The sequence below is a fragment of the Citrobacter sp. CK194 genome, assembly GCF_030333395.1.
Lineage (GTDB): Bacteria > Pseudomonadota > Gammaproteobacteria > Enterobacterales > Enterobacteriaceae > Citrobacter_B > Citrobacter_B koseri.
The window spans coordinates 24,867-50,218 of the sequence record NZ_JAOWGA010000003.1; the positions used below are offsets into that span (position 1 = coordinate 24,867).

Annotated in this window: 23 protein-coding genes and 1 pseudogene; 15 read left to right on the top strand and 9 right to left on the bottom strand. The window is 53.1% G+C overall.

What is annotated here, in order from left to right; genetic code table 11:
• Nucleotides 1-87: 87 nt before the first annotated feature.
• Genes yihS through yihU form a run of 3 tightly spaced genes read right to left on the bottom strand, consistent with a single transcriptional unit; the run spans nt 88 to nt 3,142 of the window.
• Nucleotides 88-1,329, bottom strand: a complete 1,242-nt coding sequence (gene yihS, locus OGX80_RS00130; RefSeq protein WP_115182264.1) for a sulfoquinovose isomerase — start codon at nt 1,327-1,329, stop codon at nt 88-90.
• A gap of 15 nt (nt 1,330-1,344) precedes the next feature.
• Nucleotides 1,345-2,223, bottom strand: a complete 879-nt coding sequence (gene yihT, locus OGX80_RS00135; protein WP_047459903.1) for a sulfofructosephosphate aldolase — start codon at nt 2,221-2,223, stop codon at nt 1,345-1,347.
• A 22-nt stretch (nt 2,224-2,245) separates the two neighbouring features.
• A complete protein-coding gene (yihU, locus tag OGX80_RS00140; protein ID WP_110494842.1) occupies nt 2,246-3,142 on the bottom strand; it encodes a sulfolactaldehyde 3-reductase in 897 nt (298 codons plus the stop codon).
• A 166-nt stretch (nt 3,143-3,308) separates the two neighbouring features.
• Between yihU and OGX80_RS00145 the strand changes: the two genes are divergently transcribed.
• The 8 genes and pseudogenes from OGX80_RS00145 to OGX80_RS00180 all read left to right on the top strand — a co-directional run.
• Nucleotides 3,309-4,205 (top strand): sugar kinase, encoded by an 897-nt coding sequence (locus OGX80_RS00145; RefSeq protein ID WP_115182263.1) that lies wholly within the window; start codon nt 3,309-3,311, stop codon nt 4,203-4,205.
• Between the two features lie 32 nt (nt 4,206-4,237).
• The gene (locus OGX80_RS00150) at nt 4,238-5,041 is read left to right on the top strand and encodes a DeoR/GlpR family DNA-binding transcription regulator (protein WP_012133927.1); all 804 of its coding nucleotides are present in this window, start codon (nt 4,238-4,240) and stop codon (nt 5,039-5,041) included.
• 436 nt (nt 5,042-5,477) lie between these two features.
• Nucleotides 5,478-8,198 carry an autotransporter outer membrane beta-barrel domain-containing protein gene (locus tag OGX80_RS00155; RefSeq protein ID WP_115182262.1) on the top strand — a complete coding sequence of 907 codons (2,721 nt, stop codon included), beginning with the start codon at nt 5,478-5,480 and terminating at the stop codon, nt 8,196-8,198.
• Nucleotides 8,199-8,404: 206 nt separating this feature from the next.
• Nucleotides 8,405-9,004 (top strand): glucose-1-phosphatase, encoded by a 600-nt coding sequence (yihX, locus tag OGX80_RS00160; protein WP_047459890.1) that lies wholly within the window; start codon nt 8,405-8,407, stop codon nt 9,002-9,004.
• Nucleotides 8,998-9,870, top strand: a complete 873-nt coding sequence (locus tag OGX80_RS00165) for a virulence factor BrkB family protein (RefSeq protein ID WP_110494839.1) — start codon at nt 8,998-9,000, stop codon at nt 9,868-9,870. Before yihX ends, OGX80_RS00165 begins: the two co-directional genes overlap by 7 nt.
• A complete protein-coding gene (dtd, locus tag OGX80_RS00170; protein WP_047459887.1) occupies nt 9,867-10,304 on the top strand; it encodes a D-aminoacyl-tRNA deacylase in 438 nt (145 codons plus the stop codon). The genes OGX80_RS00165 and dtd overlap by 4 nt, the downstream gene beginning before the upstream one ends.
• A 44-nt stretch (nt 10,305-10,348) precedes the next feature.
• On the top strand, nt 10,349-11,290 hold the full coding sequence (gene fabY, locus OGX80_RS00175; protein ID WP_024130670.1) for a fatty acid biosynthesis protein FabY: 942 nt from the start codon (nt 10,349-10,351) through the stop codon (nt 11,288-11,290).
• Between the two features lie 66 nt (nt 11,291-11,356).
• Nucleotides 11,357-11,533: pseudogene (locus OGX80_RS00180) on the top strand (PIN domain-containing protein); the annotation flags it as partial.
• Nucleotides 11,534-11,569: 36 nt separating this feature from the next.
• Here OGX80_RS00180 and fdhE read toward each other — a convergent pair.
• From fdhE to fdnG, 4 genes are read right to left on the bottom strand one after another with little or no spacing between them, the layout of a single operon-like run.
• Nucleotides 11,570-12,499, bottom strand: a complete 930-nt coding sequence (gene fdhE / locus OGX80_RS00185; RefSeq protein WP_047459875.1) for a formate dehydrogenase accessory protein FdhE — start codon at nt 12,497-12,499, stop codon at nt 11,570-11,572.
• A complete protein-coding gene (gene fdoI / locus OGX80_RS00190) occupies nt 12,496-13,131 on the bottom strand; it encodes a formate dehydrogenase cytochrome b556 subunit (protein WP_049011887.1) in 636 nt (211 codons plus the stop codon). The genes fdhE and fdoI overlap by 4 nt, the downstream gene beginning before the upstream one ends.
• Entirely contained in the window at nt 13,128-14,030 is a 903-nt protein-coding gene (fdoH, locus tag OGX80_RS00195; protein WP_012133916.1) for a formate dehydrogenase O subunit beta, read from the bottom strand. The genes fdoI and fdoH overlap by 4 nt, the downstream gene beginning before the upstream one ends.
• 12 nt (nt 14,031-14,042) lie before the next feature.
• Complete coding sequence (gene fdnG, locus OGX80_RS00200; protein ID WP_115591159.1) at nt 14,043-17,093, bottom strand: formate dehydrogenase-N subunit alpha; 3,051 nt, start codon at nt 17,091-17,093, stop codon at nt 14,043-14,045.
• 643 nt (nt 17,094-17,736) lie between these two features.
• Between fdnG and OGX80_RS00205 the strand changes: the two genes are divergently transcribed.
• The 6 genes from OGX80_RS00205 to OGX80_RS00230 all read left to right on the top strand — a co-directional run bounded on the left by OGX80_RS00205 (nt 17,737) and on the right by OGX80_RS00230 (nt 23,582).
• Entirely contained in the window at nt 17,737-18,444 is a 708-nt protein-coding gene (locus OGX80_RS00205; protein WP_115182261.1) for a DUF1120 domain-containing protein, read from the top strand.
• Nucleotides 18,445-18,517: 73 nt separating this feature from the next.
• The gene (locus OGX80_RS00210) at nt 18,518-19,201 is read left to right on the top strand and encodes a fimbria/pilus chaperone family protein (RefSeq protein ID WP_012133912.1); all 684 of its coding nucleotides are present in this window, start codon (nt 18,518-18,520) and stop codon (nt 19,199-19,201) included.
• 36 nt (nt 19,202-19,237) lie between these two features.
• Entirely contained in the window at nt 19,238-21,661 is a 2,424-nt protein-coding gene (locus OGX80_RS00215; RefSeq protein ID WP_286471066.1) for a fimbrial biogenesis outer membrane usher protein, read from the top strand.
• Between the two features lie 20 nt (nt 21,662-21,681).
• The gene (locus tag OGX80_RS00220; RefSeq protein ID WP_233644235.1) at nt 21,682-22,272 is read left to right on the top strand and encodes a DUF1120 domain-containing protein; all 591 of its coding nucleotides are present in this window, start codon (nt 21,682-21,684) and stop codon (nt 22,270-22,272) included.
• Nucleotides 22,273-22,488: 216 nt separating this feature from the next.
• Nucleotides 22,489-23,241 (top strand): formate dehydrogenase accessory sulfurtransferase FdhD, encoded by a 753-nt coding sequence (gene fdhD, locus OGX80_RS00225; protein ID WP_313851955.1) that lies wholly within the window; start codon nt 22,489-22,491, stop codon nt 23,239-23,241.
• Between the two features lie 128 nt (nt 23,242-23,369).
• Nucleotides 23,370-23,582 carry a YdgH/BhsA/McbA-like domain containing protein gene (locus OGX80_RS00230; protein ID WP_012133908.1) on the top strand — a complete coding sequence of 71 codons (213 nt, stop codon included), beginning with the start codon at nt 23,370-23,372 and terminating at the stop codon, nt 23,580-23,582.
• An 88-nt stretch (nt 23,583-23,670) separates the two neighbouring features.
• On the opposite strand, the gene OGX80_RS00235 is transcribed toward OGX80_RS00230, so the two are convergent.
• On the bottom strand, nt 23,671-23,994 hold the full coding sequence (locus OGX80_RS00235) for an AzlD domain-containing protein (RefSeq protein ID WP_012133907.1): 324 nt from the start codon (nt 23,992-23,994) through the stop codon (nt 23,671-23,673).
• The gene (locus OGX80_RS00240; protein ID WP_047459858.1) at nt 23,994-24,653 is read right to left on the bottom strand and encodes an AzlC family ABC transporter permease; all 660 of its coding nucleotides are present in this window, start codon (nt 24,651-24,653) and stop codon (nt 23,994-23,996) included. The genes OGX80_RS00235 and OGX80_RS00240 overlap by 1 nt, the downstream gene beginning before the upstream one ends.
• 101 nt (nt 24,654-24,754) lie before the next feature.
• On the opposite strand from OGX80_RS00240, the gene OGX80_RS00245 reads away from it, so the two are divergent.
• Complete coding sequence (locus tag OGX80_RS00245) at nt 24,755-25,303, top strand: helix-turn-helix domain-containing protein (protein WP_012133905.1); 549 nt, start codon at nt 24,755-24,757, stop codon at nt 25,301-25,303.
• Nucleotides 25,304-25,352 lie beyond the last annotated feature (49 nt).

Below are 25,352 nucleotides of genomic sequence, written 5' to 3' on the forward strand. Positions count from 1 at the left end.
CGGACGGCAGCGCTCTTGCCTACGGTTAGCACGGCGCTCGTCGGCCGGATAAGACGCCTTAACGTCGCCATCCGGCATGTCATATTGTTATTTCGCGTTGCTATCCAGCAGACCCGCAGCAACGGCGGGCGCCAGCCCCGGCGCCAGCGGCAGGCGCGGGATCACCAGGCAGTGCAGCAGGTGGTAAATATCTTGCTTGCCGTCCCACACTTTGGTGGTCACCTGGTTATTGGTATCCAGCTCCTGCCACCACGAACCGTTCTCGTAGTCCATCAGATAAGTGATGCAGTAATCCCACCACTTCTGATACCAGGCTTCGTATTGGCTATCGCCGGTGAGGGTATACAGGGCGTAAGCGGTGCCCATTGCTTCCACAATCGGCCAGCGCACCCTTTCACGTACAATCGGTTTGCCGTCCCAGTCCACGGAGTAGACGAAGCCGTCTGCACCATCGGGCGCCCAGGCGTCGCGAAGGGTGGCGTGGAATAACCCTTTGGCATCTTCCAGCAGCCAGGCGGGAGGAGTTTCAAAACGCGCTTCCAGGGCCGCATGCAGGTGCAGCATCAGGCGACCCCACTCGATCCAATGCCCCGGCGTGCCGCCGTAAGCGCGGAAACGGTGGGCAGGGTTATCTTTGTTGTAATCGCGGATGGGGTTCCACTGCGCATCGAAGTGCTCGTTGACGCGGTAGTCACCGTTGCGGGCCACATCGTGAATAATGACGGAGGCGATGCGCAGCGCGCGGTCGAGCCATTTACGATCGTGGGTCACGTCGTACACGATCAAAAAAGCCTCTACGGCATGCATGTTGGCGTTGCCGCCACGGTAATCTTCGGTCTGGCTGAAGGCTTCGTCCCAGGACTCCAGGCACATTTGCTCCTCTTCGCTCCAGAAGTATTTTTCGATGACCTCGATCGCGTCATCCAGCAGTTTTCTGGCCTGTGGATGGCCCGTGGTGACGGCGCTTGCCGCCCCTAACAGGACGAAGAAATGCTGATATCCCTGTTTGGAGGCGTCCATCACGCCTTCATCGTTTACACAGGCATACCAGCCGCCGTAGCGCCGATCGCGTAACGCGCCGTTCAGCGCGTTAATACCATGCTCGACTAACTGATATGCGCCCGGACGGCCCATCGATGCTGCAACGGAATAAACGTGCAGCATACGGGCGGTAATCCACAGGTGCGTACCCATCTCCGCTCTGATCTGTCCCTGATTTCCCAGCCAGCCGAAACCGGTAGGTACTGCGGATTTTTTCCCAAAGTCAAAAATGCGATCGGTTTCTTGCTCCAGCCAGCGGTTGTGGCTCAACGTGTTAAACCATTTCATGCTTTCATCCTCACATTAACGACGGCGGGCCATCATTTCGTCGACGATCTCACCCAAACGCTGCAACTTAGGCACAGAAATATCACGCAGCATCAGTTCGGTATCCGGCAGGCCAATCACCGATGACCAGACGGCGCGACCCGCCAGAAAACCGGATGCGCCTGCGGTCATTGCGACTCTGACCGCCCGAGGGAACAATTTTTCATCAATACCGGAAGAGAGGATGACCCACGGCATATTGATATGCTCGTTCAGGCGCTGTGACGCGGCGAGAAGGTCGTGCTGCGCGCCTTTGCCGTACAGCGGCATTTCAACTTTGTAGAGATCCGCGCCGCTGTCGCCCAACTCTTTTGCGGCATCAATGATGGCCTGTTCGCGGTCGAACTTATCGCCACGGCGAGGTGGGCGCACAACCGGTTCGATAATGCTCACCAGACCATTGCTGTGGCACATCTCATTAAATTCTTTGACCATATCAAGACGCTGTTGGGCGTCTTCATCGCTGCGCCAGAGCACCAGCAGTTTTAGTGCTTTACCGCCATCTTGCTTTATCGCTTGTGGATTGATTTTTTTATCAATGACGACGCTATCGACAGGAATGCCATTGCCGGGAATGAACGCATCGGCGGCGACGATCATGGCGCAGTTTTTCGCAATCGCGTTTTGCTCCACCACCTGGCGGTAACAGAACTGTTGGTCAATCAGAATAGCGGAGGCATAAGGAGACAGCGCTTTTGCGGCATTCACTTTGAAATCCGTCAGTACGCTGTCGGCAACAGGAGACTTCGCACCAGCAGCTGCAAACATTAAGCGCATCGCTTCACGCTGATCGACCGCCAGCATGGCAAAGCCGCCGGATGCGCGCGTAATGTCTTTGATGGTGTAGTTGTTCATTCAGTTTTCCTTTATTCAGTCGTTACATTTTGAATTTGTTCGGTAATCCGGCGCTGTTACGCACCTGTTCAAGAATGGCTGTCCAGTCTTCCCGGCCACGACCGGCGGCGCGAGCCTGGTTATAAACTTCACGGGATGCGGCGCCGAGCGGCATCGGCACATGCAGTTGGTTGGCAACATCCAGCGCAATCCCCAGGTCTTTGTGCGCCAGATCGATCATGAAGGAGGGAGAAAGGTCGCCTTTCAGCACTTTGTTGGGCCAGGAGGTGGTGAAGTGGCCTTTGCCTGCCGGGGTTCCGCTCATCACTTTTAACGCGACGTCGAAGGAGAGGCCCAGCGCTTCGCATAACGCGGCGGCTTCGGCAGAAAGCGCATTCAGCGCGATGCTCATATAGTTATTGATAAGCTTTACGCGAATCCCCATGCCGGGGCCGCCAGCGTTAATCAATTCATTGCCCATCGCCATCAGTACCGGCGTTGCGCGCTCCACCTGTTCTGCGCTGCCGCCTGCCAGTAATAGCAACGTCCCCGCAATGGCGTGATCGGATGTTCGACCGACCGGGACATCCATCATGCTGAACCCTCTGGCACACATATCTGCGATAAGTTTGTCCGTCTGTAGCGGATGGATGGTGGACATATCGATCACTAGCGCGTCCTGCGACAAGCCTTCGCAAACGCCTTGATCGCCGAATAACACGCTGCGAACGAGATCGCCATTAGGCAGCATTGTGATGACAAACTCGGCCTCTTTCGCCGCCTGCGCCGGGCTGCTGGCAGGACGAGCGCCTTTTTCCACCAGGGTCTGTATGGCGTCGGGGTTCACATCAAAGACGCTGAGCTGATGGCCCTGCTTGAGCAAATTACTCGCCATGGGCGAACCCATCTGGCCTAATCCGACAAATGCAATCACTGCCATATCGTTCTCCTGAAACGTGAATGTCATTTTTTGTCACTTGCGTGACGCTGATTTTGTCTGTTTTTGATCGTATTTGTAATTTATGGTCAAAAAATTGACAGCCGTCACTTTTTAAACATTTTGCGAAATTAAAATAATCGCATCCCGAAATGCTTAAGGAATGACCATGATTCGTGTTGCTTGTGTGGGTATCACAGTGATGGATCGCATCTATTACGTTGAAGGTTTACCGACTGAAGGAGGTAAATATGTGGCGAAACGTTATACGGAAGTGGGCGGCGGGCCTGCTGCAACTGCCGCAGTGGCTGCGGCGAAACTGGGGGCGCAGGTGGACTTTATTGGGCGTGTGGGAGATGACGACACCGGAAGCAGCCTGCTGGCGGAGCTGGAATCCCTGGGGGTAAATACCCGCTATACCCGGCGTTACGCGGGGGCGAAGTCCTCACAGTCTGCGGTCATCGTCGATGCGAAAGGGGAGCGGATTATCATCAATTACCCTAGCCCGGATTTATTGCATGACGCTGACTGGCTTAATGAGATCGACTTTTCTCAATGGGATGTGGTGCTGGCGGATGTTCGCTGGCATGAAGGGGCGAAACGGGCGTTCACGCTGGCGCGCCGGGCCGGAGTCATGACGGTTCTGGATGGCGATGTGACGCCACAGGATATCAGCGAGCTGGTGGCGTTAAGCGATCATGCCGCCTTCTCTGAACCGGGTCTGACGCGTCTGACGGGAATACAGGATACCGTAAGCGCGTTAAAAAAATCACAAATGCTCACAAATGGACATGTCTATGTCACGCGCGGCGGTGAAGGATGCGACTGGTTAGACGATAATGTCTTTCGGCATCAACCCGGATTCCCGGTAGAGGTGGTCGACACCACCGGCGCGGGGGATGTTTTTCACGGTGCGCTCGCCTTTAGCCTGGCAGGTGGAACGCCAGTCGAAGAGGCCGTCAGGTTTGCCAGCGGCGTGGCCGCACTGAAATGCACCCGACCAGGCGGGCGTGCCGGAATCCCTGACTGTGATCAAACCCGATCTTTTCTGTCACTTTTTGTATAAAATGTAAGGCAATGGTTTTTCGAGGAATTTGCATGAGTCTTACTGAACTGACCGGTAACCCACGGCATGATCAGTTGCTGGCGCTGATTGGCGAGCGCGGTTACATGAATATTGACGAGCTGGCAGGTCTGCTGGATGTGTCCACGCAGACCGTGCGTCGCGATATTCGCAAACTGAGCGATCAGGGATTGATTACGCGTCATCACGGTGGCGCGGGACGGGCTTCCAGCGTTGTGAATACCGCCTTTGAGCAGCGAGAAGTCTCCTGGACGGAAGAGAAAAAAGCCATCGCGGAAGCGGTGGCGGACTATATTCCAGACGGCTCCACGGTCTTTATCACCATTGGTACGACCGTTGAGCAGGTAGCGCGGGCGCTGTTAAACCACAATCATCTGCGAATTATCACTAACAGCCTGCGTGTGGCGCATATTCTGTACAATAATCCGCGTTTTGAAGTGATGGTGCCTGGCGGAACGCTTCGCCCGCATAACAGCGGCATTATCGGCCCTTCTGCGACGGCGTTTGTGGCGGGGTTTCGTGCGGACTATCTTGTCACCAGCGTCGGCGCGATAGAAAGCGATGGCGCGTTGCTGGAGTTTGACGTCAATGAAGCCAGCGTGGTGAAAACCATGATGGCTCACTCCCGGCATATTCTCCTTGCTGCCGATCATACGAAATACCATGCTTCCGCAGCGGTAGAGATTGGCAACGTGTCGCAGGTAACGGCGCTGTTTACTGATGAGTACCCTGGCCCGGCATTGCATAACCTGCTTCAGTCACAGCAGGTTGAGATTGTCCAGGTTAGCCCAGGCCAGGATGACGCAACGTCAGTCTGAAGGGGTTATAAAAAGAACCGTCTTTTTAGACGGTTCTTTTTCACCTTTTTGCCAAATATATAATCATCCTGGTGGTGATATAAAAATCTTAAAATAAAATCCGCCTGCTTATTGTTACCCTGATAGCTGTTGTTTTATAAGACATTTATTTTCCTGCCGGGGATGCTTTTATTTTATAAAAACAGTTATTAAGAATAATGCAAATAAATAAGGTGCATTTTATTTACTGTTATCTCATGAGACCCTGCCGTACATTGACAGATTAAATGAATACTTGTATTTATTCTGCTAAGGTGACAATTCATTACGCCTTTGAACTCTGACTCTTTAATTATTTAAAGATGAGCGGATGGATTTCGCCTTTTATAAATATCTTATGCACGCGTCTTTGATGCTTTTATCCGAATAAAAAAGCCTTACGGAAAAGGTGGCTCTCATGAAATCTTCTCGTCTTATTCAAAAAACGCCGATCCCGGCAAAGCTTGCGCTCTGTATCGCCAGTGCGCTGGCGTTGAGCGGGTTGAGCGGACACGTTCTGGCAGCAGGATGTAGCCAATCCTCCAGTACGCAGTTTTTCTGCGATGATACGACGATCTATTATTTTGGTAATCCTCTGAATGGTGGTTCTCGTGATTACACCACGTTTGATGAAGTATTAATTAATACCAGCCAGAATGGTATAACCACACCACTTCAGGGGTGGGGAGTCTATCTTGATTCAACGGGGTACAAATTTAAAGACCTGGTAATTAACACCACGGGATCTGAAGCTGACGGTATTCACTCCAAAAACGTAGGGGGGAGGCTGGAAGCGGAAAATATCAAGATTACCACGACCGGAACCAGTTCTGATGGGATTAATCTGGGACGCGAACTTAACAGCGCTTACTCTGTTGTTGAAGTCAGCGGTAATGTTTCTGTCGATGCTTCTGACGGCATGGGACTACGCGCAAATATCTCCAGAGTAAATACAAGTGCGAAATCTTCTATTATTATTCATGGGAATGCTGATGTTGTAACCCGAGGTAATGGTGGTGCAAATTCTGGCTATGGTATTTATGCTGGTAAAGATCCTGGAGATTTATTTGGTAGCGCGGCAGGCGTTGCGGATGTCACGATCAATGGGACTGCAAAAATCACCACTTCTGGTTCGAATGCTCATGGGGTTTATGCGGGACGAAAAGGTGAGATTAACCTTAATAACACTGATATCACGACAACCGGGAACGGGGCGAATGGTATCTATGCTTACGCCAACAGTGACTTTTCCAGAGTAAATCTGGGTGGGAATACAACCATTAAAGTGACAGGCAATAATGCCTATGCGATGTATGCCTACCAAAGTAAAGGTTTAATCCGCTCCTGGGATGCCGCAACGGATACCGCAAGCTCTGGTATCTATGATATTGAGGGCAATTTGTATGCGCGTTCGAGTGGTATTATTGACCTTACAATGGATGATGGCAGCCAGTTTGTCGGTATAGCCAACTCATCACAATTGGAAAATACAACATCGCTTCGTGCCACAATAAATCTCAACATGAACGGTGCAAACAGCGAATGGACGATGACCGGTAACTCTGTGGTCTCTACTCTGACGCTGAACCAGGCCGCATTGCGTTATAGCGCAGATGGCGTGTCCCGCGATGACGAAAGTACCTTTAAAACCCTGACCGTGATGGGCAACTACACCGGCACAGATGCGTTACTGGTGTTGAACACCGTGCTTGAAGGCGATGACTCTTTTACCGATAAACTGATCGTCAAAGGGGATACCTCCGGCAATACCAACGTAGGCATCAATAACATCGGCGGTGTGGGCGATCTGACCCTTAACGGCATTGAGATTGTGGACGTTGAGGGCGTTTCCGACGGAACGTTCACCAAAGCCGGACGTATTGTGGCGGGCGGCTATGACTATGACGTGGTGAAAAATGCCAGCAACTGGTATCTCACCAGCCAGCTAAGCCCGGTGGAGCCAGAACCAGAACCTGAGCCGGAACCAGAAAACCCGGACCCGGTCGAGCCACCAACACCGCCGGGACCGGTTGACCCGGTGGATCCGCCAGCACCACCAGGGCCGGTTGATCCCGTGGAACCACCAACGCCGCCAGGACCGGTCGATCCTGTTGACCCCCCTGCGCCACCAGAGCCACCGCTGCCGCCAGCGCCTGAACCTGGTGAACATCAATACCGCCCGGAGTTTGGTAGCTATCTGGCGAACAACTATGCCGCCAATACGCTGTTTATCACCCGTCTGCACGATCGCCTGGGTGAAACCCAGTACACCGACATATTAACGGGTGAGCAGAAAGCGACCAGCATGTGGATGCGTAACGTAGGTGGTCATATGCGTTTTACTGATGGCAGCAAGCAGCTGAAAACGCAGGCTAATCGCTATGTATTGCAGATTGGCGGCGACCTGGCGCAGTGGAGCAGCGATGGCCTCGACCGCTGGCATCTGGGTGTGATGGCAGGTTACGCCAATCAGAAAAGTAAAACGCATAACACCCATAATGGCTACGCTTCACGCGGTCATGTGAACGGCTACAGCGCGGGGGTGTATGCGACGTGGTATGCGAATGAAGCGGATAAAACCGGGACGTATCTGGATAGCTGGGTGCTCTATAACTGGTTTGATAACACCGTGCAGGGTGACCATCTTGCCAGTGAAAAATACAAATCTGACGGTATCACGGCATCCATCGAAGGGGGATACACCTTCCTGATAGGCGAAAGCGAGCGTACGAGTTACTGGCTCCAGCCAAAAGCCCAGGTGACCTGGATGGACGTGCAGGCTGACTCGCACCGTGAAAGCAACGGCACTCAGGTGAAAGACAAAACTGACGGCAACCTGATGACCCGACTCGGTGTGCGCGCATACCTGAAAGGCCATAACGCCATTGATGATGGCAAAGACCGCGAGTTTCAGCCGTTTGTTGAAGCAAACTGGCTCCACAATACCCATAACCAGAGCGTCCAGATGGGGGCGATCCGGGATGAAATCAGCGGCACTAAAAATATTGGTGAGTTGAAAGTTGGTGTGGAAGGGCAAATTAACCCGCGTTTGCAGGTGTGGGGGAATGTAGCTCAGCAGGTAGGCGACAACAGTTACAGCGATACCGCAGCGATGTTGGGGGTGAAATACAGCTTCTGAACCATAACGGCGGATAGCTTACCGGGCCTACGGACTATTTTGTAGGCCGGATAAGGCAAAGCCGCCATCCGGCGAAAAGTGTTAAGGCGATGCATTGCATCGCCTTTTTTCCGGTTGCGTTAGTCGATTTTTTCCCTGTCCGGCGCATAGTCAAACTCCTCCTTTCCCGCTACAGTTATTCATCCACGGCTTGCAAGGAGAGGATCATGCTCTATATCTTTGATTTAGGTAATGTGATTGTCGATATCGACTTCAACCGCGTGTTAGGTGCATGGAGTGACCTGAGCCGTGTCCCGCTGGCTTCGTTGAAGCAAAGTTTTACGATGGGAGAGGCGTTTCATCAGCATGAGCGGGGGGAGATCACTGATGAAGCCTTCGCAGAAGCGCTGTGCCATGAGATGGCGTTGCCGCTGAGCTATGAGCAATTTTCCCACGGCTGGCAGGCGGTATTTGTCGCATTACGGCCCGAGGTTATCGACATCATGCATAAGCTTCGCGAGCAGGGGCATCGTGTCGTCGTATTGTCTAATACTAACCGTCTGCATACGACCTTCTGGCCGGATGAATACCCTGAAGTTCGCCAGGCTGCCGATCATATTTATCTGTCCCAGGAATTGGGCATGCGTAAACCTGAGGTGCGGATTTACCAGCATGTTTTGCAGACAGAAGGTTTTTCCGCTGCCGATACGGTCTTTTTTGACGACAACGCCGATAATATAGAAGGGGCTAACCAGTTGGGGATCACCAGTATTCTGGTGACGGATAAAACGACCATCCCGGACTATTTCGCGAAGTTGTTATGCTAAAAAACGTGCATCAAAAAGCCAGGCATCATACGCGTCCAGTCAGGGCCTGGCTTAAACTGTTGTGGCAGCGCATTGACGAGGACAATATGACCACCCTGGCGGGGAACCTGGCCTATGTCTCGTTGCTCTCGTTAGTGCCGTTGATCGCCGTCGTTTTTGCGCTTTTCGCCGCCTTTCCCATGTTTTCCGATGTCAGCCTCCAGTTACGCCATTTTATTTTTGCTAACTTCATCCCGGCGACGGGAGATGTTATTCAGCGTTATATTGAGCAGTTCGTCGCAAATTCCAACAAAATGACGGCGGTAGGCGCTTGTGGACTGATTATCACGGCGCTGTTGCTGATGTATGCCATCGACAGCGCCCTGAACACCATCTGGCGTAGCAAACGCACGCGTCCAAAAGTGTATTCCTTTGCCGTTTACTGGATGATTCTGACCCTGGGGCCACTGCTGGCGGGCGCCAGCCTGGCGATCAGCTCCTATCTGCTTTCTCTGCGCTGGGCCAGCGAGCTCAACACGGTTATTGATAACGTCCTGAGGGTATTCCCTCTGATTCTCTCCTGGATTTCGTTCTGGCTGCTGTACAGCATTGTGCCGACCACGCGCGTACCAAACCGCGATGCCGTCGTCGGCGCTTTTGTCGCAGCGGTACTGTTCGAAGCAGGAAAGAAAGGATTCGCGCTTTATATCACCATGTTCCCGTCATATCAGTTGATTTACGGCGTGCTGGCGGTTATCCCCATTTTGTTTGTCTGGGTGTACTGGACATGGTGTATCGTCTTGCTTGGTGCCGAAATAACTGTCACTCTCGGGGAATACCGCAAACTCAAACAAGCCGCAGAACAAGAAGAAGCAGACCAATCATGATTGCATTAATTCAGCGCGTAACCCGTGCCAGCGTCACCGTGGAGGGCGAGGTGACGGGTGAAATCGGCCAGGGACTTTTAGTGTTATTAGGTGTCGAAAGGGATGATGACGAACAGAAAGCGAATCGTCTGTGCGAGCGCGTGCTCGGTTATCGAATTTTTAGCGATGCCGAAGGCAAAATGAATCTCAACGTGCAACAGGCGGGGGGAAGCGTGCTGGTGGTGTCGCAATTTACGCTGGCCGCCGATACCGAACGCGGTATGCGACCGGGCTTCTCAAGAGGCGCCGCGCCGGATCGCGCTGAAGCGCTGTATGAATACTTTGTTGAGCGCTGCCGCCAACAGGAAATGAACACGCAAACCGGACGTTTCGCTGCCGATATGCAGGTCTCGCTGGTCAATGATGGCCCCGTAACGTTCTGGCTACAGGTATGAGCCAGCTTCCGGCGTGGCCGCGGGTAACAAGAGAGAGTACAGCTATGTATCACCTTCGAGTACCGCAAACAGAAGAAGAATTAGCGCGTTACTACCAGTTTCGCTGGGAAATGCTGCGCAAACCGCTCCACCAGCCGAAAGGTTCCGAACGTGATGCCTGGGATGCGATGGCGCATCATCAAATGGTGGTGGATGAAGAGGGGAACCTGGTTGCGGTAGGGCGTTTGTATATCAATGCGGATAACGAAGCCTCTATTCGTTTCATGGCCGTTGAACCGTCTGTTCAGGATAAAGGGCTGGGAACGTTGATGGCGATGACCCTGGAGTCCGTAGCGCGCCAGGAAGGGGTAAAACGCGTCACCTGTAGCGCCCGTGAAGATGCGGTAGCGTTCTTCGCCAAACTTGGCTTTGTGAATCAAGGGGAAATCACGACCCCGCAAACCACGCCGGTTCGCCATTTTCTGATGATTAAACCGGTCGCGACGCTGGATGACATTTTGCACCGTGGCGACTGGTGTGGGCAGCTTCAGCAGGCCTGGTATGAGCACATCCCGTTAAGTGAAAAAATGGGGGTGCGCATTCAGCAGTACACTGGTCAGAAATTTATTACGACCATGCCTGAAACGGGCAATCAGAATCCGCACCACACGTTGTTTGCCGGGAGTTTGTTTTCACTGGCGACGCTTACCGGCTGGGGGCTGATCTGGCTCATGCTGCGCGAGCGTCATCTGGGCGGTACGATTATTCTCGCCGATGCGCATATTCGCTACAGCAGGCCCATCAGCGGCAAACCCAGCGCAATTGCCGATCTGGGGTCGTTGAGCGGCGATCTGGACAGGCTGGCGCGAGGCCGTAAAGCACGCGTGCAACTGCAAGTGGAGTTGTTTGGCGACGAGACGTCAGGCGCAGTTTTTGAAGGTATCTATATCGTATTGCCGGCAAAACCGTTTGGCCCCTATGAAGAGGGCGGCAACGAGGAAGAGTAGGATAAAGGGGGTAATCCTCCTTTATTCGATATTTTGCTCCCATGAAGGGGAGCGACCCGCAGCGTTATCGGCGTTTCACAGGATATTGCCGAAAGAAGTGTCAGTCTCAGGCAGGAATACGGGATGAAGTTGCCGGATGCGGTTATTCTGGCTACAGCGCACATTCATCGTTTTGCGCTCGTGACGCGCAATACAAAGGACTTTGCGGGGATTCCGGGAGTCATTACGCCTTACCATTTATAAGCCGGGCGGCACGCGCCACCCGACCTGACGTCAGAATTACTCCCCTTCGCCCGGGAACAGGAACGGGTTGATGGAGCTGCGGGCAAAGCCCTCTTGCTCCATGCGCGCGTCGAGCACCAGTGAGGCGAGATCGTCGGCGACGGCTTCCACTTTCGGGTCTTTTTCCTGATACAGAATTTTCAGGTAAGTACCGCAGTCACCACAGCTTTCTGCTTTAATCGACGCCTGTTCGTTATCCAGCGACCAGTAGTGCAGATCGCGACTCTGCTCGCAGTTGCTGCATTTGACGCGCACCACATGCCACTCGGTTTCGCACAGGTTGCAGTGCAGGTAACGCAGACCCTGCGTGGTACCGATTTGCACCATGCTGGAAACCGGCATTGAGCCACACACCGGGCAATACTGACGCTGCTCGCCGTACTCCGCACGGGCTTTACCGGGAATCAGGCTGGCCATTTGCGCCCAATAGAGCGACAGCGCCGCCCAGATAAACGGGGCCTTATCACTGCTGACGGAGGCAAAATCGGATTCAAACAGCGCGCTCGCCATTTGCTCCAGTTCCTGTTCCGAAGCCTTCTCCAGATTTTCGATTACCGCCAGCGCGGGGCCGCTCATCTCCGGTTTCAGCTCAGCAATCAGCGAATGCAGCAGTTTCTGCCAGTGCTTATCGCGCGGTAAAACGTGAATATCCAGCGGCGGTTTGCCCTGCGCGTTCGCTTCTTTGATGCGCGCGGTCAGATCCATCTCCAGCGGATGGTCGTACAGCACCACTTCCTGGGCATGTGCGATCAGCGCGGCAAAGCGCAAATAATCGCCCAGCGGGTTGTTTTCGGCCAGCTCGCGCAGACGCTCGGCGCGGCGGTTATACAAATTTTTGAGCCGGGGGAACAATAACGGCGGAATCATATCCGCCGTACGTTTCTCGCTCTTCTCCAGCTCATCTTGCGGGATTATGCGAATACTCATTCAGATGACTTTTCCTGTTTCTGGCGGACTTCACGGTACCAGCGCGGGTGATGTTTCTTCGCCCATGACCGGGTTACCCATCCCTCCACCATCGCGGTAATGGTGCCTTTCACCCAGAGGGCGGCGTAAATGTGCACCATGATAACCACAATTAACGCTACTGCGGCAAATGAATGCAGCATTAACGCGAATCGGATCACCGGGATTGAGAAAGCAGGCGCAAAATACGGACGCCAGATGATCACTCCACTGACCAGCAACAGGACCAGGAAAATAATCGCCGCCCAGAATACGCATTTCTGGCCGAAGTTATAACGTCCGGTGTCGCCGACTTCCTCGTTGACGACGATCTTACGAATATTCTTCGCCCAAAAGATATCATCCCGATTGATTAGATTGTGGTGCCAGTAACGGAAAAACATGATGATGAATGAGGCGAACATGATCACGCCCACGAACGGGTGCACAATGCGCGCCAGCTGTGGGGTGCCCATGATATGCATCAGCCAGTTGAAGGACGGGAACAAAAAGCCCAGTCCGCTCACCGCCGCCAGTACGAAACAGAAGGCGGTTACCCAGTGGTTGATGCGTTCCGGCGCCGTATAGCGCACGATGGTGTCACGTCGTTTCATTTGCGCACCTCGTCTTTCTCTTCATGCAGATTGTCTTCTTCCTCATCTGCACGGTTCGGGCCGACACCGACATAGTGGAAGATGCTGGCCGCAAAGGTCGCAGCAAAGCCGACCGCTGCGAGAGGTTTCCAGATGCCTTTCCAGAATTTCACCGTCGCGCTGATTTCCGGGTTTTCCGGCAGACCGTGGTACAGATTCGGTTTGTCGGCATGGTGCAGCACGTACATGACGTGAGTACCGCCGACGCCCGCCGGATCGTACAGACCTGCATTGTCGTAACCACGGGTTTTCAGCTCAGCCACACGTTCGCCTGCCAGCGTCTTCATCGCCTCTTTGGAACCAAAGTGGATAGCGCCAGTCGGGCAGGTCTTCACGCAGGCCGGTTCTTGCCCCACCACCACGCGGTCAACGCACAGCGTACATTTATAAACGCGGTTGTCGTCCGGGTTGAGGCGCGGCACATCGAACGGACAACCGGCGATGCAGTAGCCGCAGCCGATGCACTGTTCAGACTGGAAGTCGACAATGCCGTTGGCATACTGAATGATAGCCCCTTCTGCCGGACATGCCTTCAGGCAGCCCGGATCGGCGCAGTGCATACAGCCATCCTTACGGATAAGCCATTCCAGTTTGTCGTCTTGCTCCACTTCCGAGAAACGCATCACCGTCCAGGATTTTGCGGTCAGATCAGCCGGGTTGTCGTACACCCCGATGTTGCTGCCCACTTCATCACGGATGTCGTTCCATTCCGAACAGGCCACCTGACAGGCTTTACAGCCAATACAGGTGGTGACGTCGATAAGCTTCGCCACCTCTTGCTGGTGATCCCGCGCCTGTGGCGCGGGAGTGAAACCGTTAGTCGCGGAACGACGAATGATGTCTTGCGATTGATAAGCCATAGGTCGTCTCCGTTACACCTTTTCCACATTCACCAGGAAGGACTTGAACTCCGGCGTCTGCGTGTTCGCATCACCGACGAATGGCGTAAGCGTATTGGCGATAAAGCCTTTTTTCGCCACCCCTTCGTAGCCCCAATGAATAGGAATACCGATGGTATCGATATCCTTGCCGTCTGCTTTCAGCGTGCGAATGCGCTTGGTCACTACCGCCTTGGCTTTGATATAGCCACGGTTGGAGGAGACTTTTACGGTATCGCCATGCGCGATGCCGAGCTTGTTCGCCAGCTTCTCGCCGATCTCCACAAACTGTTCCGGCTGCGCGATAGCGTTAAGCAGCGCGTGTTTGGTCCAGTAGTGGAAGTGCTCGGTCAGACGGTAAGTTGTTCCGACGTAAGGGAACTTATCGGCTTTACCCAACGCCTCTGCGTCGCCTTTAAAGATACGGGCGGCAGGGTTGGAGATAACGTTCGGGTGCAGCGGGTTCGTCCCCAGCGGCGTTTCAAACGGCTCGTAGTGTTCCGGGAACGGCCCTTCCGCCATCTTGTCGAGCGCGAACAGGCGACCCATCCCTTCCGGCTGCATGATGAACGGCCCGACGTTGCTACCCGGCGCAGCGGCGCTGTAGTCCGGGATATCCATCCCGCCCCATTTCGCGCCATCCCATTTCAGGATTTGGCGCTTCGGATCCCACGGGTTGCCCTGTGGATCGGCGGAGGCGCGGTTATACAGAATGCGGCGGTTCAGCGGCCATGCCCATGCCCACCCCAGCGTATTGCCGAGGCCTGACGGATCGGAGTTATCGCGGCGCGCCATCTGGTTGCCTTCCGGCGTCCAGCTACCGGCGAAAATCCAGCATCCGCTGGAAGTTGTGCCATCGTCACGCAGCTGGGCGAACGAGCTGAGCTGTTGGCCTTTCTTCACGATCACCGCTCCCGTTGCCGGGTCGATAAGATCGGCCAGCGCCTTACCGTTACTTTCCATCGCCACTTCTTCCGAAGACGGTTCATGCGGCGTGGAGTAGTTCCAGGTCATATTCAGCACCTGTTCCGGGTTTGCGCCGCCTTGCTCGGCGTACATCTTACGCAGGCGTAAGAAGATACCGGCCAGGATCTCGCCGTCGGTTACGGCGTCGCCGGGGGCGTCCGCGCCTTTCCAGTGCCATTGCAGCCAGCGGCCGGAGTTGACGATAGAACCGTTCTCTTCGGCGAAGCAGGTTGACGGCAGACGGAACACTTCGGTCTGGATTTTCGACGGATCAACATCGTTCGACTCACCGTGGTTTTGCCAGAAGGTGGACGTTTCGGTGTTGAGCGGGTCGATAGTCACCAGGAACTTCAGTTTAGAGAGTGACGCAACCACTTTGTTTTTGTTCGGGAATGAGGCGACCGGGTTAAAGCCCTGGCAGAGATAGCCATTGACCTTGCCTTCGTTCATCATCTCGAAGTATTGCAGGACGTCGTATCCTTTGTCCCACTTCGGCAGCCAGTCGAAGCCCCAGTCGTTTTCCTTCGTTGCGTTATCGCCAAAGAAGGCTTTCATCATAGAAACGAAGAATTTCGGGTAGTTGCTCCAGTAGTTGACCTGACCTTCCAGCAGCGGTTTTGGCGTGTTGGCGGCAAGGTAGGTTTGCAGGTCGGTCTGTTTTTCGCTGGGCAGCGTCATGTAACCCGTCAGGCTTTGCGACAGCAACCCTAAGTCAGTCAGCCCCTGAATGTTGGAGTGACCGCGCAGCGCGTTGACGCCGCCGCCAGCCATCCCCATGTTGCCGAGCAACAGTTGGATCATCGCCATCGTGCGGATGTTTTGCGCGCCGATGGAGTGCTGCGTCCAGCCGAGGGCATACAGGAACGACGCGGTTTTATCTTTGACGCTGGTTTCCGCAATGTATTCGCATACTTTCAGGAAATCGGCTTTCGGCGTGCCGCAGATATTTTCCACCACCTCCGGCGTATAGCGGGAAACGTGCTGCTTGAGCAGGTTCCACACGCAGCGAGGATGTTGCAGCGTGGTATCGCGTTTAGCGAAGCCATTTTCATCCAGTTCGTAGGCCCAACTGGTTTTGTCGTACTTGCGTTTATCCGCGTCATAGCCCGTAAACAGGCCATCTTCGAAGCCAAAATCTTCACGCACGATCAGGCTGGCGTTGGTATAGGCTTCGGTGTATTCGCGGTTGTATTTTTCGTTGTTCAGCAGGTACAGCAGTACGCCTGACAGGAAGGCAATGTCAGTACCGGAACGGATAGGGGCATAGAAATCGGCCACCGACGCCGTACGCGTGAAGCGAGGATCAATCACAATCAGCTTCGCGCCGTTGTGAATTTTAGCTTCCATCGCCCAACGGAACCCTACCGGGTGGGCTTCAGCGGCGTTACCGCCCATCACCACGATGAGGTTGGCGTTCTTCATGTCGACCCAGTGGTTGGTCATCGCACCGCGACCAAATGTTGGAGCAAGACTTGCTACCGTTGGTCCGTGTCAGACACGCGCCTGGTTGTCGACCGCGAGCATACCGAGCGCGCGGGAGAATTTTTGCGTTAAATAGCCGGTTTCGTTACTGGATGCGGAAGCGCACAGCATCCCGGTGGAGAGCCAGCGGTTAACGGTCACGCCTTCGGCGTTCTGCGCAACGTAGTTGGCGTCGCGGTCTTCTTTCATCAGTTTAGCGATGCGGTCGAATGCCTCATCCCAACTGATTTGCTGCCATTTATCTGAACCTGGCGCGCGGTATTCCGGGTATTTCAGGCGGCTTTCGGAGTGAATGAAGTCCACCAGACCGGCCCCTTTCGGGCAAAGCGCGCCACGGCTGACCGGATGATCCGGATCGCCCTCGATGTGGAAGATAGATGCTTTGGCGTTTTTTGCACCGTCGCCGAGGCTGTACATTAACAGCCCACAACCAACGGAACAGTAAGTGCAGGTGTTACGGGTTTCGCGGGTGCGCAGCAATTTATATTGCCGTGTTTCCGCTAGCGCTACGCTGGGTGCGAAACCCAGTGCCGCCGCCGTGGTGCCTGCCATACCGCCAGCGCAGATCTTAAAGAACTGCCTTCTGCTGACCTGCATGGTTTGCTCCTTGTTTCGACATTGCTATGTAGTTTTACTTTGCGGACCACCATGAAACCGGCCGCAAAGGGAAGAATTTGCGCATTCCCTCAGTTCCGGGAGGGATATAACTCAGGATACCATAATGTTGGTAGGTGTGTTCTGTTGCGGTTAAATAAAAGTGAATGAGTTTTCATGATGGCAACATGAAAATGTGATACTTATCACATTGAGGCATAATGAATGACGAGCTTTGCAACCGAAAAAGAAGGAACTAATACTTTAGAGTTAATAAATTTCGCTGCGTAATCATCACTATGTTAAATAATTGTGTTGTTGTTCGAAATAGAGATGAGGTATCAGCATTCTTTATCGGTAGTTCTGGATAGATCGGCTTTTCTGGCGGTAGATAATATTTATTATTTATACAATAACGGGATTTAATCTTTTATATGAATCTTTATATATGTTTGGTGAATGTATATAAGGATTTTCTTTGAGGATTTTCCTGGAATAAATTCTTAAAAATAATCTTTCGATTGTATGGTTTTTTGACAAATGATAAATTTCGCCAACCAATATTGTATGTTGGTGTCATGTCAATTTTTTGAAATATGCAGAGGTCATCATTATATAAAGTGGCTTCTTTTATAAGGAAATAAAAATGAATGTTTTTTTTAAAAAAAGCCTGATGGTGTCTGTGCTGGCGCTGACGGCTTCTTCCGTTATGGCGGCACCGAGCGTTGATATTAAAGTATCAGGGAAAATTGTTCCTGCTTCCTGTATTCCGTCATTCCCAAGCGGCGGCGGTATCGCTGATTTTGGCACCATCAAAGTGGCGTCATTAAATTCAACTGCGCCAACCGCGCTGCCTGACATTAAAACCGTACCAGTCGCCATTACCTGTGAAGAAGATACGCGTGTCGGCGTTTCTTTTACTGATATGCATAGCGCTTCTGCACCGACCACCGGTTATGCCATTAATTTCGCATCGACTGATTTCATTTCTTCTGCTAATTATCTTTTTGGCCTGGGGCTGTACGGTAGCCAGAAAATTGGGGCATATGCGCTGGGTATTCAGATTGATTCAGGAACGCTGACTAACGGCAATGGCGATAACCTGATTGCCTATTTCTCAGCAAATGACGGCACTACCTGGGGAACAAAAGCAGGCAACAGCTATATGCAGATTATAAATAATAACAGCGAGGTTTACAGCTTTGGTAAAAGCTCGGCTGATGCGCCAGAACCGCAAACAAAAGTCAACTTTAACGTCGGTGTGTCCGCGATTATCAACCCGACAGACGATCTGCAAATTACCGATGAAGCGACGCTTGACGGCTTAACCACCGTAGAGCTGGTATACCTGTAATTACACTGCACGTATCGTAGATGCTCCCCATATTACTATGGGGAGCAGTTATGAATATTAATGGACTAATATTATGCTTTCCTTCAAGAAAACATTAATCTGCGCCTGTTTATTGGCGTCATTTAACTGTCTGGCTGCCGGGATGGTGCCCGACACGTCGCTGCTGCTGATTAATGAAGAAGAGCAAGGCGGCAGTATGGATGTCAAAAACACCGATGCTGATGCCCAGCTCTTGTATACCAAAATCGTCAATCTTCCAGACGATCCTCAGCCTGGCCTGATTGTCACGCAACCCGTTACGCGTGTTGATGCCGGTAAGACGCAACGTGTGCGATTCGTTCTTAAAAATAGCGCGGAGCCGTTAAAAGTTGAGCATTTGAAGCGCGTTATTTTTACGACCATCCCGCAACGGGATAAAAACAAAGTTAAAGTGGTCTTTAGCCAAAACCTTCCCGTCATTATTCATCCTTCGGGTTTAGACGTGAATATGGAGCCGTGGAAAGATCTCCAGTGGCATATGCGCGGCGGAAAACTCAGCGTAGAAAATAAAACGCCTTATGTTATCCGTCTGGAGCAGAAAGTAAAATTATTGCCATCAGGCGCGCACGCTGATTTACCAAAGGCTTATATTCTGCCGGGTGAAACAATAAGTGCCCATGCCTCGACCACATTATCCGCACTGGATAAAAATATCGAAATGTATCCTGCTACGCGCTATGGCTATAAGGCGAAGAGTTTTGTCGCAGAAATAAAATAATTAATCTCAGTTTATTGTAAAACACATGGAGTGGTTATGATTCGCGGTTCCGCTAAAAAAGGAATTATTGTGTTTTGTCTGACGGCAATCGCTTTCAGTATACGGGCGGAAATAATGCCGACCTCTACTGGAACGATGGAGTTGGCGAGAGCGGTATTTGATACTGATGCATTAGAATCTAATGGTCTCGATCCTGTGATTGCTGATTATTATTCCTTAGCGTCCCGGTTCACTCCTGGTGTCCATAATGTGACCGTTATTATTAATGGCAAAAAACACAGTGTCATGTCGGTTAAGTTTAATGAGGAAGGGCAGCCCTGTATTGATAAAGCATTTCTGGAAAGCGCAGGACTCGTCACGAAAATAAAAAGAGAAACCTGCCCGCTGATCCATCAATACTGGTCTACGGCAACCGTTAGCGCTACGCCTGAAACAGAAGAAATGTCGCTGGTTGTTCCGCAGGAAGCGATTGATCCAGATAATAACCGACAGGTCGCGGACGTTCGCGGTGGTCATGCCGCAATGCTGAATTACTCCATGTTTGGCACGCATTATAAATATGACGGCGATAATTCAGACCGCTTTCAGTCAACGTTTGAACTTGGTTTTAATGCGGGTGACTGGATTGTGCGCAGCACGCAATTCGTCAGCGACGGCAGCGACCAGGAATTAGAGACTGACTCGTATTATACCTACGCGCAACGCACTTTTGCCGACTATGGCGTGATGGTGCAGGGCGGGCAAATCAACATTGCCAACAGCCGCTTTAGTATTCCGTCGGTCTACGGTGTGCAAGTCATGCCGGATAATACCCTGCTGCCGAACGAGGGGAGCGGCGTCGAGGTGACGGGGATCGCCAGATATTCTCAGGCGCGCGTGGATATTCGCCAGGGCGGGCAGATCATCTATTCAACGCTTGTTCCCGCTGGCCCCTTTACCTTAACCAATGTGCCCATTGCTAACCTCAACACCGACCTGAATGTCACGGTGACGGAGACCGATGGAAGCGAAAGCCATTTTACCGTATCGGCGAGCACGTTTCGTAGCAACCATGTCGGCAGGGCGCCGGGCTTTTCTCTGGCCGTGGGGCGTGCGGAAGATATGGACACGAATTTTGAGCAGCCCTGGATTGTGTCGGCGTCTGATGGCTGGTCAGTGAATAATCGTATGAATCTCATGGCCGGAATGGTGATGGCAGATAACCACTATTACGGTTTCTCTGCCAATGTGGATACCGTTCCCGTACAGAATTTATATGCCTCGCTCGGGTTTCTTGGGTCGATCGATAACCGTAGCCAGACTGATGGGCACAAAACCACGCTGGATCTTGGGTATTCCTTGCCCTGGGGGATGGGGATTTCGCTGGGCGGCAGCTACGGCACGGCGGACTATCGCGAAATGCAGGAACTGTATAGCGACGACGATGATTACTCCCCAACGAAATACGATACGAACGTCGCGGTCAGTTGGTCGGATACGCTTCTGGGGCGTTTTTCGCTCGGCTACTACCGTAATGAGGCCTGGGACAGCGACTATAATAGCCGCCGCATTATCTCTTCCTGGTCGCAAACCTATAAATATTTCAGCGTCAGCGTGAACTGGGAATCGGATATCAGTCGTGGGGATGAGAGCGATCGCGATATGTTCTACGTGAACGTTTCTGTTCCGTTAGGCCGTACCGGTGTTTCAACGAACTCGTGGTATCGCGAGAGTGAAGGAAGAAGCTCTTATGGCACGCGGGCGATGGGGTCGCTGAATGACGACAACCAATACACGGTCGGCGTGTCTCGCGATCAGGACGAAAGTGTTACCGACTGGGATAGCTCGCTCAACAGCAATCTTCACTATACCACGCTGTCCGTGGCGGCTGGCGGCGATAACGACAGCAATACGAACTACTCTGCTGCATTGAGTGGCGGCATTGTGGCGCATGACGATGGCGTGACCTTCTCACCGTATCCGGTCGCGGACACGTATGCCATTACCCAACTGGACAAGCCTGTTGCCGGTATCGAAATCGTGACGTCGCGCGGGCCCGTCTGGACCGATAAATGGGGCCAGGCCGTTGTCCCGTCATTGACGCCGTTCCATGAAAGTACGCTGGAACTTAATACCCAAAGTCTTCCGGGTAATCTTGACGTCAATAATGGCCGGACGGCGATTAAAGCGTCGCACGGGGCGGTCGCGAAATGGCAATTCACCACGCTGAGTCAGCGGCGCGTGCTGCTCTCTGTCATGCGTGCAGACGGTACTCCGTTGCCGAAAGGCGTCTCCATTGTCAACGACGCCGGGGAATATATCACTTCCGCGCCAGAGGACGGTTTGATCTTCCTGAATGATATCTCAGCAAGCCATCAGCTGTATGCGAAGGTGGACGGTGGACGATGCAAACTGAACTACACCCTGCCGGAAGCCGATTCGCAGAAATTCTACGAGGAGATAAAAGGGAAATGTCTCTAATGAAACAGGGAGCTGGCTCCATGAAACACCTTAGCGTTTTTATGCCTGTATTACTGGCGGGTTTCTTGTGTGGGAATGTGCCATCCGCACTGGCGGAAGAAGGCGACTGTCAGATTTTATCTTCGACAAAACAGGTCGACTATGGGCGGTTCCGCAGGGAGGATATGAGAGAGGGGAGCACCGAATACGCCGGGAATATGTATCACGGTTATGCCTCCGTCACCCGGGAGTTACAGGTCTCCGTCATCTGTACTGATGAACATAAAATTCGGCTCTTTGTGGATGGCCCCGCCCGGCAGGGGCAGGCCTGGCGGTTTTCTGACAACGGCGCGATGTCGATTAAAATGAAAAATGCCAGAGTCGATAACGCTCCCGTTCAGTTGGCTTCGGTTCCCCGCGGCGCGGCGCAGGTATCGGGCGGCGCTGTGGAAATGACGCTGTTGCCGGATATGTCCGCTGCTGCGGTAAACGGTCAGGAAGTGGCAGGAAAACAGTGGGTTGCAACACTGATGATCACCACTTATCTTGCCGATAAAGCTTTCCAGACCAGCAATACGCAGGATCTGGAAGAAACCTACACCGTGTCGTTTGACGCTCTCGCGGCTAACTAGCGTTCTCATCCTGCCGACCGGGGCGGTTTTGCCCCGGTTTTGACCTCACAAAAATAATGGAGGACAATAACCGCAGTTAAATGCGCAAAGGCGCTCTCATCCTGCCTGAACGCAATCTCTCTTATCGTGAGTCCATACCAGGAAGCTGCTTTGTCTGACCATCAAAATTCATCCCCGGAGGGCGCTGTTTCTCATGCCGTCTGGACGCGCGGGTGCCTGACGCAATCAAAACCGGATATGCTGGCGACGGAAGTTCCTGTCGCGCTGGTCTATAACGGCATTTCCCATGTGGTGATGATGACCACGCCGAAAGATCTGGAGCAATTCGCGATCGGTTTTTCACTGTCGGAAGGCATTATTGAATGTCCGCAGGATATTTATGGCATGGATGTCGTTCCTTCCTGCAACGGCCTTGAAGTGCAGATTGAGCTTTCCAGCCGCCGTTTTATGGGGCTGAAAGAACGTCGTCGCGCCCTGGCCGGACGTACCGGCTGCGGCGTTTGCGGCGTGGAGCAACTGAATGACATCGGCAAACCCATTACGCCACTCCCGTTTACCCAAACCTTTGACCTGGCGAATCTTGATCGCGCGCTGAAGCATCTGTCTGATTTTCAACCGGTTGGTCAGCTTACCGGCTGTACTCACGCGGCGGCGTGGGCGATGCCGTCCGGTGAATTAGCGGGCGGGCATGAAGATGTCGGTCGCCATGTCGCGCTGGATAAACTGCTGGGGCGCCGGGCGACGGAAGGCGAAAGCTGGCAGCAGGGCGCGGTGCTGGTCTCCAGTCGCGCCAGCTATGAAATGGTGCAGAAATCGGCGATGTGCGGCGTTGAAATCCTGTTTGCCGTCTCCGCTGCCACTACGTTAGCGGTTGACGTGGCTGAGCGCTGTAACCTGACGCTGGTGGGTTTTTGCAAGCCGGGCAAGGCGACAATTTATACGCATCCACGGCGTTTGATGACAGGTTGAATTTTATTCAGTAAATTTGAAAAAGAATAGCAAATCCTTCCGCTTTTAGTTGTTCGAATACCGGCCTATTATTTATCACATCAAGGCACGGTGCCTTACTCAAACAACTAAGTTAAAGGGTTTATATCATGAAAAGCATCAAAACTTTTGTCGCAGTTATCGCTCTCGCTACTTCTTTCGGTTCTTTCGCCGCTCAGTCTGTTACCGCGACGGGCTCTACTCTGGAAAGCGCAGAAGCAAAAATTGCCGCTCAGGCTCAGCAGGCTGGCGCCAGTGATTACAAAATCACTTCCGCATACTCCGGTAACCGCGTGCATATGACCGCTGAACTGCTGAAATAAGTGATCCAAAACTGTCGAAAGAGCGCCTTCAGGGCGCTTTTTTCGTTTCTGCGTTTACTGTTTTACTATTCCGATAAATGCCTCATATTTAGTGCATACCCGCCAGCCTCAGCAGCGCTGTCACTACCGCCGCAGCGATAATCACCACAATCAGCGGCATTTTGCGCCACGCCAGGAAAACAGCGAACGCGACGCCCAGTACCCGCGCCATTCCGGCAAAATGTTCGCCTTCATAAAACGTGGTTGCCAGCGCCACTGAAAACAGCAATACCGTTGCCGCATCCGACAATAGCGCCTGAGAACGTTCGGAGAGCGCCAGCCGGTTGCCGAGCTTTGCTCCGCCAAGACGCATCAGATAGGTGCCTGCCGATAACACAGCAATACCGACGATAAACAGCGTCATGTTGCCCATTATTTTTTCCTCGTCAGTAAGCCAAGCAGAGAGAGCAGTACCGGCAACCCGACCGGTGCGAAGGGGACGGCGGCAAGCGACAGCCCGGCGCCGCTACAGGCGCGGATCAGCGTGGTGCGATTCCTGAACGCCGGGATCACTAACGCCAATAAAATGGCGGGAAATACCGCGTCCAGACCGATGGTTTCCGGTGCCGGGAGCAGTTTGCCGACCATCGCGCCAAGCAGTGCGCCCAGTGGCCAAAAAATTGCGACGCCCGCGCCGCACAGCCAGTAGGCGGCTTTGCGCTGTTGCCGTGTTTTTTGCGACAGACCAAAGACGACGCTTTCATCATTCATGATATGGCAGCCCAGAAAGCTGGCGGCGCGGGTGCCTACCAGTTCACGTACCGTTACGCCGAATGGAATATGGCGGGCATTCACCAGCAAACCGGCAGCGGCGGCGGCCAGCGGGTTCCCGCCGCTGGCGACAATGCCGATAAACATAAATTCGGACGCCCCCGCCAGGACAAAAATGGAGAGTACAAACGGCACCCAAATCGGGAAGCCGTAGGCCATCGCCAGCGATCCGTAGGACATCCCGACGACGCCAACGGCCAGACACACTAAAAATATCGCTTTTATCGTGTCTCCGCTGAGACATGAGAGGTGATGTTTCATACTATTTTAGCCATATCGAACGAATTTCCATTATAATGAACGCAACAGAATTGATTTACAAGTCGAACGATTCGTTCGATATAAAGAACGCGGAGTCGTGAATGACACAGCCCATTAGCGTGATCGCGAAAAGCCTGGTGCGCGAACGTCAGCGTACCGGCCTGTCGCTGGCGGAAATCGCCCGGCGTGCGGGGATTGCGAAATCTACCCTGTCGCAACTGGAAGCGGGCAATGGAAATCCTAGCCTGGAAACGCTCTGGGCGCTTTGCGTGGCCCTGGATATTCCCTTTGCACGTCTGCTGGAGCCGCAGGCGCAAAAAACGCAGGTGATTCGTCGCGGAGAAGGGACAAAAGTGGTGGCGGAACAGGCCCACTATCAGGCTATTTTACTGGCTGCCTGTCCGCCAGGGGCGCGGCGCGATATCTACCTGCTGCTGACGCAGCCGGGGGCGGATCGTATTTCACATCCACATCCGCCGGGATCGGTGGAGCATATTATTGTGACGCAGGGGAAAGCGCTTGTCGGGCTGACAGAGGCGCCGGAAGAGTTAGGCGAGGGCGATTATATTTGTTATCCCGCCGATCAGGAGCACATTTTTAAAGCGCTGGAAGCGGATACGCAGGCGATCCTGGTGGCCGAGCAAAATTAATTCCGCGCGATGAGGTTTATGACGCCGGATGGCGCTGACGCTTATCCGG